Raw genomic sequence first — 10072 nt, forward strand, 5'->3', positions numbered from 1 at the left:
AGTCCAAAAAGCACTGCAAAGCAGTGCAGAAGAAAGTGATGACACAAATAATAGTATGTTAATAAAGCGGTTGTTGCCGCTGTTAACCCATCCGTGGGTGCCCGATGGTTTGGGCTGGATAATGATGTTGAGATTCTGATGTTTTCCCCGGAGGCGATGCTGCGCATCTGTCCGGGCTACTGGTGCGGTTTTGTAGCCCGGACTGGCGCAACGCGCCGCCTCCGGGAACTCTCCCGAACCCCGTTAACAAATGCGCGGCAGCGGCTCGGCGTGGGGAAGGTCGAGCGTGCGCTTCACGCCGTACAGGCCAATGGATCGCACTCCCCGGCGTTCTACAACGTCGCCGATTATCGCCGCATCTCGTCCTAGTGGGTGAGACCGTAAATGCGCAAGTACGCTTTCCGCCGCCTCGCGGGCAACGGCAATCACCAGCTTACCTTCATTGGCAAAATTAAGCGCGTCCAGCCCCAGCAGCTCGCACACGCCGCGTACGGTATCGTTCACCGGCAGCTTCTGCTCATGCAGCTCAATCCCGTAGCCGCTGGCGGCGGCGAACTCGTGGGCCACTGCATTAACGCCGCCGCGGGTCGCATCGCGCAGCGCTTTGACGCCAGGCAGCTCGCGCAGGGGCTGAATTAATGGTGTCAATACCGCGCAATCGCTGGACAGCGCACCATCCAGCCCCATTTCTTCGCGCAGGTTGAGGATCGTCGCGCCATGATCGCCAAGCGTGCCGCTGACCAGCAGGACATCGCCGGCGCTAATCTGCTGTGCGCCCCAGCGAATACCGGTGGGGATGACGCCGATCCCAGCGGTATTAATAAATAGCTTATCCGCTGCCCCGCGCGGCACCACTTTGGTATCGCCGGTAACAATGGCGATACCGGCTTCCCGCGCGGTCTGCGCCATGCCGTTCACCACGGCTTCGAGAGTGGCCATCTCCAGCCCCTCTTCGAGAATAAACCCGCAGGAGAGGTAGCGTGGGATCGCGCCGCTCACCGCCACATCATTGGCCGTGCCGCAGACCGCCAGCTTGCCAATATTGCCGCCGGGGAAAAACAGCGGATCGATAACGTAGCTGTCGGTGGAAAAAGCCAGTCGATCGCCCTGGGCCATAAGATCGGCGAGCTCGAGACGAGCCTGATCCTCCTGCTCCGCCAGCCAGGGATTGGCGAAAGCCTGCATAAACAGGGAGGCGATCAGCTGCTGCATCGCCTGACCGCCGCTACCGTGGGCTAACTGAATGCTTTTCATGCTTCTAATTCCTGACTGCGATATTGATACCAGGCGGCGCAAGCGCCTTCCGATGAGACCATCAGCGCGCCGAATGCGCTTTGCGGGTTGCAGGTATTGCCGAACAGCGGGCACTGGTGCGGTTTACAGCGGCCGGTCAGCACCTCGCCGCAGCGGGCGTGCGGATCGTCGCAAACGCGCTGCGGTGCCGGGCGGAAATGCACCTCGGCGTCAAAGCGTTGATAAGCGGGCGTCAGATGCACGCCGGAGTCGTTAATCACCCCCAGACCGCGCCACTCGCTGTCGCCGCTGAGGCAGAAAACGTCGGCGATGGCCGACTGCGCCAGCGGGTTGCCTTCATCAGGCACCACCCTGCGGTACTGGTTTTCCACTTCGCTGTGCCGCGCTATTGTCTGCTCAACCAGCATCACCGCGCCTTGCAGTAGATCAAGCGGTTCGAATCCGGCCACCACTAATGGACGATGATAGTCGCTGGCGATAAATCCGTAGGCTTCGGTACCGATGACCATGCTGACGTGGCCGGGGGCGAGAAAAGCGTCGATACCGTTATCCGGCTGGTCGAGCAGGCTGCGCAGGGTCGGCAGCAAGGTAATGTGCTGGCAGAAAAAGTAAAAGTTCTCGACGCCGCGCTCGCGGGCCTGACGCAAGGTCAGGGCGGTGGCGGGCATGGTGGTTTCAAAGCCGAGACCGAAAAACACCACTTCACGTTCAGGGTTCTGCTGCGCCAGCTTCAGGGCATCCATCGGCGAATAGACAATCCGCACGTCGGCCCCGCGCGATTTTGCCTGCAGCAGCGAACCGCTTTTTCCCGGCACGCGCATGGCATCGCCGAAGGTACAGAAAATCACCCCCGGACGGCTGGCGATATCGATACAGGCGTCGATACGCCCCATCGGCAAGACGCACACCGGGCAGCCGGGGCCGTGAATAAACTCGATGTTTTCCGGCAGCAACTGGTCGAGGCCAAATTTAAAGATGGCGTGGGTATGACCGCCGCACACTTCCATTATGCGCAGCGGACGTTCGGCGGTATGCGGCAGCAGGCGCGCGCGCTGCTGGAGATGTTCCACCAGCTGCATCACCTGCTCCGGGGCGCGGTATTCATCAACAAAACGCATTTACCGCTCCTCGCCGTACAGCAGTGCGCCGACGTCCGGCTCCACTTCAAACATATTTTGCAGCGCTTCAAGAGTGTCGCGGGCTTCGGCCTCGTTTATTACGCTCATGGCGAAGCCGACGTGCACCAGCACCCACTGGCCGAGACGCGGCTGGCCGCGATCGTCAACCGCGCCCACCAGAGTCAGGTCGACTTCGCGCTGAATGCCGCACACTTCGACCTTCGCCAGATTGCCGTCAATGGCGCAGATTTGTCCCGGAATGCCTATGCACATTGCTGCGTCTCCAGCCAGTTAAGCCACTGGTCCATGCCCTCGCCGCTGGTGGCGGAGAGCAGAATGATTTCAATATTTGGGTTCACTTCGCGGGCGCAGGCCAGGCATTTTTCCACGTCAAAGTTGAGATAGGGCAGCAGGTCGACCTTGTTGAGCAGCATCAGGCTGGCGGCGGCAAACATATGCGGGTACTTCAGCGGTTTATCTTCGCCTTCGGTCACCGACAGCACCGCCACCTTATGGCGCTCGCCGAGGTCGAAGCCCGCCGGGCACACCAGGTTGCCGACGTTTTCAATAAACAGAATGCCGTTGTCGGCAAGCGGCAGGCGCGGGGCGGCGTCGGCAATCATCTGCGCGTCGAGGTGGCAACCCTTGCCGGTGTTGACCTGAATCGCCGGGGTACCGGTGGCGCGAATGCGCGCGGCATCGTTCACCGTCTGCTGATCGCCTTCGATCACCGCGCAGGCGGTTTTCTCTTTCAGCCGCAGCAGGGTTTCGGTTAACAGGGTGGTTTTGCCGGAGCCGGGGCTGGAGACGAGGTTGAGCACGAGTTGGTTTTTAGCGGCGAAGCGCGCGCGGTTGCGGGCGGCCAGACGGTTGTTTTTATCCAGCACGTCGATTTCCACTTCCAGCATCCGCCGCTGGCTTTGGCCCGGCGCATGAGTACCCGCCTCGCCGTGACCGTAGTGCAGGTCGCCCGCGTCCGAACGGGTTGGGGAGAAGTTATCGGTTTTGACGCCGGTAATGTTCATCATCGGGCGCGGGGCAGGTGCGAAGGGGGCGCTGCGAAACGCCGAATGCGGGTTATGTTCGTCGCCTTCTATATAGAGGTTGCCTTCGCCGCAGCCGCAGGTTGTACACATAATTTACTCCTGATCTACTTCTATTCGCTGAATCTGTAAGCCGTCATCTGCCACAATTTGCAGCTGGTCGTTCTGGCACTGCGGGCAGCGGCGGACGTGCTGCGAGATGAGATGCACGTACTGTTGACAGGTTTCACACCAGCATTCAGCCTGTTGTTCGGCGATATGCAGTTCGCAGCCTTCCGCCAGCGTGCCGCGGCACACCAGCTCAAAGCAGAAGGTCAGCGCGCTGGCTTCCACGCAGGAGAAAGCCCCGACCTTCAGCCACACGCCGGTTACCCGACGTGCGCCGGCCTGCTGCGCTTGCTGTTCGATAATTTCCAGCGCCCGCTGGCTTAGAGTGATTTCGTGCATGGTGCCTCCGTATCGCGATGGCCCATTAATGCAATAACGATGCCAGGTCATAGCTAATGTCATCAAAATGTCGATGACACCCTTCAGACATCGTCATCGACATGTCTTTTCCGCTTTATCGATTTATAAAACTCATTAAAAATCAATTAATTAAATCTTGGCATGAAAAATGCTTTACCGGTGCATCTCATACAACGGGGGATCCGGGATGACTATTTGGGAATTAAGTGAAAAGGCGGATTACATCGCCGATCGTCACCGCCAGCATCAGGAGCAGTGGCATACCTACTGCAACTCGCTGGTTCAGGGGATAACCCTGTCGAAAGCGCGTCTGCATCACGCCATGAGCTGCGCGCCGGATAAAGAACTGTGCTTCGTTCTGTTTGGCCATTTTCAGGTCTACGTGGCGCTGGCGGAGGGCTTTAACAGCCACACCATCGAATATTACGTAGAAAGCAAAGACGGTGACGACAGACGTCTGATTGCGCAGGCTACGCTGGGCTCAGACGGCACCATTGATGGCCGGATCAGCAACCGCTCCCGCGAGCAGGTTCTGGAGCACTATCTGGCGACGATCGCCAGCGTTTATGACCGCCTTTATGAGGCTATGGAACAAGACCAGCCGGTGGATTTAAGCCACCTGACGCTGGCCCGTTAATCGTCAGGTGTCGACAAGTGTCGAAGCTGACACCGACGCCGCCTGTTTTCGTCAAAAATGACTTTCACCTGAGGATGACCCGGTGAACCGTTTTGTAATTGCTGACTCCACCGTCTGTATCGGCTGCCGTACCTGCGAAGCCGCCTGCGCTGAGACTCACCGCCAGCAGGGCCTGCAATCCATGCCCCGGCTGCGGTTAATGCGCAATGAGAAAGAATCTGCGCCGCAGATGTGCCACCACTGTGAAGATGCGCCCTGCGCCGCCGTCTGCCCGGTAAACGCCATTAATCGCGTCGATGGCGCGGTGCAGCTCAACGAGAGCCTGTGCGTGAGCTGCAAGCTGTGCGGCATTGCCTGCCCGTTCGGCGCCATTGAGTTTTCCGGCAGCCGTCCGCTGGATATTCCGGCTAACGCCAACACGCCAATGGCACCCGCCGCGCCACCAGCCCCGGCCCGCGTCAGCTCGCTGCTTGACTGGGTACCCGGCGTGCGCGCCATCGCCGTCAAATGCGACCTGTGCCACTTCGATGAGCAGGGCCCGGCGTGCGTACGCACCTGCCCGACTAAAGCGCTGCTGTTGGTGGATATCCGCGATATCGCCCTGGCCAGCAAGCGGAAACGGCAGCTGACCTTTAATACCGACCTCGGCGATCTGTCGCTGTTCCAGGCGCAACAAGGGGACGTGAAATGAGTGTGATTTCATTAGTGAATCAGGCAGTGGTCTGGTACGCCGCCAGCGCGGTGCTGGCATTTCTATTCACCATGCGTAAACCGCTGAGCGGGGCGATTGCCGGGATTGGCGGCGCGATCGCCAGCATCATGCTGGTACTGGCAGGTGGAACGGCTCTGCTGACGCCGGAGCGCATCAGCGGCGGTATGTTGCAGATGCTGCATTTGACCATGCGGGTTGGCGGCGTCAACGCGCTGTGGCTGCTGGCGATTGGCCTGTCGGCGCTGCCGATTTCGCTGTTCAATATCTCCTGGCATCGCCATCCGCAGGTCAAAGCGAACGGCCTGCTGGTGAACCTGTTGCTGGCCGCTGCGACCTGCGCGGTGGTGGTGACGAACTTCGGCGCGCTGGTGGTGATGGCGGAGATTATGGCGCTCTGCGCGGCGTTTCTTACCGGCTGCGCGCAGTCCGGCAAGCTGTGGTTTGCGCTGGGGCGACTCGGTACGCTGCTCATGGCATGGAGCTGCTGGCTGGTGTGGTCGTTCTACGGCACCCTTGAACTGGCGCAGATCACCCAACTGGCGATGGCTGCGCCACAAAACGCGCTGCTGTGGTTGCCGGGCCTGGTGGGTTTTGCGCTGCTGGCCGGGGTTATCCCGCTGCACGGCTGGGCACCGCAGGCTCACGCGGGCGCGAGCGCTCCGGCTGCCGCGCTGTTCTCGACGGTGGTAATGAAGGTCGGTCTCTACGGCATCCTGACGGTGTCGCTGGCCGGTAGCGTACCGCCGCTGTGGTGGGGCGTAATGCTGCTGGTGCTGGGGATGATCACCGCGTTTATCGGCGGATTGTACGCGCTGATGGAGCACAATATTCAGCGTCTGCTGGCGTACCACACCCTGGAAAACATCGGCATTATCCTGCTCGGCCTCGGGGCGTTCGTCACCGGCGTCGCTACCCATAACCCGACCCTGATGGTACTGGGATTTATCGGCGGCATGTATCACCTGATCAACCATAGCTTGTTTAAAACTACGCTGTTTCTCGGCGCGGGGGCGGTGTGGTTCCGCACCGGTCATCGTGATATCGAGAAGCTCGGTGGGATCGGCAAAAAAATGCCGCTGATTTCGCTCTCTATGCTGGTGGGGCTGATGGCGATGGCTGCGCTGCCGCCGCTGAACGGTTTTGCCGGGGAGTGGGTTATCTATCAATCCTTCTTCAAGCTAAGTACTGGCGATGCCTTTATTGGCCGCCTGCTCGGACCTCTGCTGGCGGTGGGGCTGGCAATTACCGGCGCGCTGGCGGTGATGTGTATGGCGAAAGTCTACGGCGTCACCTTCCTTGGCGCACCGCGCAGCAAAGAGGCGGAAAATGCCACCTGCGCGCCGTGGCTGATGACCTTTAGCGTGGTGCTGGCTGCGGTCTGCTGCGTGATTGGCGGGATTGCCGCGCCGTGGTTGCTGCCGCTGGTGAGCGGGGCGTTCCCGGTTCAGGCGGAAGTCTCCAGCGTCGTGTCCCAGCCGCTGATCGCCATTCTGCTGATTGCCTGCCCGCTGCTGCCGCTGCTGCTGATGATCTTCTTCAAAGGCGACCGCCTGCCTGCGCGCTCTCGCGGTGCGGCCTGGGTCTGCGGCTACGACCATGAAAAATCAATGGTGGTGACCGCCCACGGTTTCGCTATGCCGGTGAAAGAAGCCTTTGCGCCGATGCTGAAGCTGCGCCACTGGCTAAACCCGGTACGCCTGGTTCCCGGCTGGCAGAACGCGTCCGCACCCGCGCTGTTTCGCGGCGTGGCGCTGGTTGAGCTGGCGGTGCTGGTGGTGATTGTGGTTTCCCGAGGAGCCTGAGAATGAGTGTATTAATTGCATTGTTGCAGGCGCTGGTGCTGTTTGCCGCCGCGCCGCTGTTGTCCGGGATCACCCGCGTTGCGCGCGCACGTCTGCATAACCGCCGCGGTCCCGGCGTATTGCAGGAGTATCGGGATATCCTGAAACTGCTGGGCCGTCAGAGTATTGGCCCGGATGCCTCCGGCTGGGTGTTCCGCCTGACGCCGTACGTGATGGTCGGCGTGATGCTGACCATCGCCACCGCGCTGCCGGTGGTCACCGTTGACTCGCCAATGACGGGGTTGGGTGACCTGATTACCCTGATCTACCTGTTCGCTATCGCCCGTTTCTTCTTCGCCATTTCTGGCCTGGATACCGGTAGCCCGTTTACCGCTATCGGGGCCAGCCGCGAAGCGATGCTCGGCGTGCTGGTGGAGCCGATTCTTTTGCTCGGCCTGTGGGTCGCGGCGCAGGTCGCGGGTTCCACCCATATCAGTAGCATCACCGATACCATTTATCACTGGCCTGCCGCGCGCAGTATTCCGCTGGTTCTGGCGCTGTGCGCCTGCGCCTTCGCCACCTTTATCGAAATGGGCAAGCTGCCGTTCGACCTGGCGGAAGCGGAGCAGGAGCTTCAGGAAGGTCCGCTCTCAGAATACAGTGGAAGCGGCTTCGGCGTGCTGAAGTGGGGCATCAGCCTTAAACAGCTGGTGGTGTTGCAGATGTTTGTCGGCGTGTTTATCCCGTGGGGGCAGATGACCAGTTTTAGCGTCGGCGGTCTGCTGCTGGCGTTGGTGGTTGCCGTCGTCAAGCTGGTGGTTGGCGTACTGATTATCGCCCTGTTCGAAAACAGCATGGCGCGTCTGCGCCTGGATATCACCGGGCGCATTACCTGGACCGGGTTCGGTTTAGCCTTTTTAGCCTTCGTCTCCTTGCTGGTGGCGTGATTTAAGAGAGTTTGAGCATGTCTGAAGAAAAAATCGGTCAACACTATCTCGCCGCACTGCATCAGGCTTTTCCGGGCGTGGTGCTGGATGAAGCCTGGCAGACCAAAGACCAGCTTACGGTGACGGTGAAGGTCAACTATCTACCGGAAGTGGTCGAGTTCCTTTACTACAAGCAGGGCGGCTGGCTGTCGGTGCTGTTTGGCAACGATGAGCGCAAGCTGAACGGCCACTACGCCGTCTACTACGTGCTGTCGATGGAGCAGGGGACGAAGTGCTGGATCACCGTGCGCGTGGAAGTGGATGCCAATAAACCGGAGTATCCGTCGGTGACGCCACGCGTGCCTGCGGCGGTCTGGGGCGAGCGCGAAGTGCGCGATATGTACGGCCTGGTGCCGGTTGGGCTGCCGGACGAACGCCGCCTGGTGCTGCCGGACGATTGGCCGGATGAGCTGTATCCACTGCGTAAAGACAGCATGGATTACCGTCAGCGCCCGGCACCGACCACCGATGCTGAAACCTATGAATTCATTAATGAACTGGGTACGAAAAAGAACAACGTGGTGCCGATTGGCCCGCTGCACGTGACTTCCGATGAACCGGGCCACTTCCGCCTGTTCGTTGACGGCGAAAATATTATCGACGCCGACTATCGCCTGTTCTATGTCCATCGCGGGATGGAAAAGCTGGCGGAAACCCGCATGGGCTACAACGAAGTCACCTTCCTGTCGGATCGCGTGTGCGGCATCTGCGGCTTTGCCCACAGTACCGCCTACACCACCTCCGTCGAGAACGCGATGGGCATCGTAGTGCCGGAACGTGCGCAGATGATCCGCGCCATTCTGCTGGAAGTTGAGCGTCTGCACTCGCACCTGCTCAACCTCGGCCTGGCCTGCCACTTCACCGGCTTCGACTCCGGGTTTATGCAGTTCTTCCGCGTGCGCGAAACGTCGATGAAGATGGCGGAAATTCTTACCGGGGCGCGTAAAACTTACGGTCTGAACCTGATTGGCGGCATCCGTCGCGACCTGCTGAAAGAGGACATGATCCAGACCCGTCAGCTGGCGCAGCAGATGCGCCGCGACGTGCAGGAGCTGGTGGATATGCTGCTCAGCACGCCGAATATGGAGCAGCGCACCGTGGGCATTGGTCGTCTCGACCCGCAGATCGCCCGCGACTTCAGCAACGTCGGCCCGATGGTGCGCGCCAGCGGCCACGCCCGCGACACCCGCGCCGATCACCCGTTTGTCGGTTACGGCCTGCTGCCGATGATCGTGCACAGCGAGCAGGGCTGCGACGTGATTTCTCGCCTGAAGGTGCGCATCAACGAAGTCTATACTGCGCTGAACATGATCGACTTTGGCCTCGATAACCTGCCGGGCGGCCCACTAGCGGTAGAAGGTTTCACCTATATTCCGCACCGCTTCGCGCTGGGTTTCTCGGAAGCGCCGCGCGGGGATGATATCCACTGGAGCATGACCGGCGACAACCAGAAGCTGTACCGCTGGCGCTGCCGGGCGGCAACCTACGCCAACTGGCCGACCCTGCGCTATATGCTGCGCGGCAACACCGTGTCCGACGCGCCGCTGATTATCGGCAGCCTCGATCCTTGCTACTCCTGTACCGACCGCATGACCGTGGTCGATGTGCGCAAGAAGAAAAGCAAAGTGGTGCCGTACAAAGAGCTGGAGCGCTACAGCATCGAGCGTAAGAACTCGCCGCTGAAATAAGGAATCGCCATGTTTACCTTTATTAAAAAAGTCATCAAAACCGGCACCGCGACGCACTCATACCCGCTGGAGCCGATGCCGGTGGATAAAAATTTCCGCGGCAAACCGGAGCATAATCCGCAGCAGTGTATCGGCTGCGCCGCCTGCGTTAACGCCTGCCCATCTAACGCCTTGACGGTAGAGACCGATCTTAGCACCAACCAGCTGGCGTGGCAGTTCAACCTTGGGCGCTGCATCTTTTGCGGGCGCTGCGAAGAAGTCTGTCCGACGGCGGCGATTAAGCTCTCTCAGGAGTACGAGCTGGCGGTGTGGAAGAAAGAGGATTTTCTTCAGCAATCGCGTTTCGACATCTGCCACTGCCGGGTGTGCGAACGCCCGTTCGCCG

The 10072-nt window shown here is 60.2% G+C and carries 11 protein-coding genes; 6 read left to right on the plus strand and 5 right to left on the minus strand.

Going from position 1 to position 10072, the window contains the following annotated elements:
- Positions 1 to 243 precede the first annotated feature (243 nt).
- From hypE to hypA, 5 genes are read right to left on the minus strand one after another with little or no spacing between them, the layout of a single operon-like run.
- Complete coding sequence (hypE, locus tag QVF11_RS15640; protein WP_287858129.1) at positions 244 to 1254, minus strand: hydrogenase expression/formation protein HypE; 1011 nt, start codon at positions 1252 to 1254, stop codon at positions 244 to 246.
- Positions 1251 to 2372, minus strand: coding sequence for a hydrogenase formation protein HypD (hypD, locus tag QVF11_RS15645; RefSeq protein ID WP_287858130.1), 1122 nt, complete (start codon positions 2370 to 2372; stop codon positions 1251 to 1253). Before hypD ends, hypE begins: the two co-directional genes overlap by 4 nt.
- Positions 2373 to 2645, minus strand: coding sequence for a HypC/HybG/HupF family hydrogenase formation chaperone (locus QVF11_RS15650; RefSeq protein ID WP_004104861.1), 273 nt, complete (start codon positions 2643 to 2645; stop codon positions 2373 to 2375).
- Complete coding sequence (gene hypB / locus QVF11_RS15655; protein ID WP_287858132.1) at positions 2636 to 3508, minus strand: hydrogenase nickel incorporation protein HypB; 873 nt, start codon at positions 3506 to 3508, stop codon at positions 2636 to 2638. Before hypB ends, QVF11_RS15650 begins: the two co-directional genes overlap by 10 nt.
- A gap of 3 nt (positions 3509 to 3511) precedes the next feature.
- Positions 3512 to 3862: a hydrogenase maturation nickel metallochaperone HypA gene (gene hypA / locus QVF11_RS15660; protein WP_112213789.1), complete on the minus strand. Its 351-nt coding sequence runs from the start codon at positions 3860 to 3862 to the stop codon at positions 3512 to 3514.
- A gap of 208 nt (positions 3863 to 4070) precedes the next feature.
- Here hypA and hycA point away from each other — a divergent pair, with 208 nt between their 5' ends.
- From hycA to QVF11_RS15690, 6 genes are all read left to right on the plus strand, one after another.
- Positions 4071 to 4520 (plus strand): formate hydrogenlyase regulator HycA, encoded by a 450-nt coding sequence (hycA, locus tag QVF11_RS15665; protein ID WP_112213788.1) that lies wholly within the window; start codon positions 4071 to 4073, stop codon positions 4518 to 4520.
- A gap of 82 nt (positions 4521 to 4602) precedes the next feature.
- The gene (locus QVF11_RS15670) at positions 4603 to 5211 is read left to right on the plus strand and encodes a 4Fe-4S dicluster domain-containing protein (RefSeq protein ID WP_112213787.1); all 609 of its coding nucleotides are present in this window, start codon (positions 4603 to 4605) and stop codon (positions 5209 to 5211) included.
- On the plus strand, positions 5208 to 7034 hold the full coding sequence (gene hycC / locus QVF11_RS15675) for a formate hydrogenlyase subunit 3 (RefSeq protein ID WP_287858136.1): 1827 nt from the start codon (positions 5208 to 5210) through the stop codon (positions 7032 to 7034). The genes QVF11_RS15670 and hycC overlap by 4 nt, the downstream gene beginning before the upstream one ends.
- A gap of 2 nt (positions 7035 to 7036) precedes the next feature.
- Positions 7037 to 7960, plus strand: coding sequence for a respiratory chain complex I subunit 1 family protein (locus tag QVF11_RS15680; protein WP_112213785.1), 924 nt, complete (start codon positions 7037 to 7039; stop codon positions 7958 to 7960).
- Between the two features lie 17 nt (positions 7961 to 7977).
- On the plus strand, positions 7978 to 9687 hold the full coding sequence (hycE, locus tag QVF11_RS15685) for a formate hydrogenlyase subunit HycE (RefSeq protein WP_110275774.1): 1710 nt from the start codon (positions 7978 to 7980) through the stop codon (positions 9685 to 9687).
- Between the two features lie 9 nt (positions 9688 to 9696).
- A partial coding sequence (locus tag QVF11_RS15690; protein ID WP_287858137.1) for a formate hydrogenlyase complex iron-sulfur subunit occupies positions 9697 to 10072 on the plus strand: 376 nt, incomplete at its 3' end.

It is taken from the genome of Klebsiella sp. (assembly GCF_027492335.1).
Classification (GTDB): Bacteria; Pseudomonadota; Gammaproteobacteria; order Enterobacterales; family Enterobacteriaceae; genus Klebsiella; species Klebsiella huaxiensis.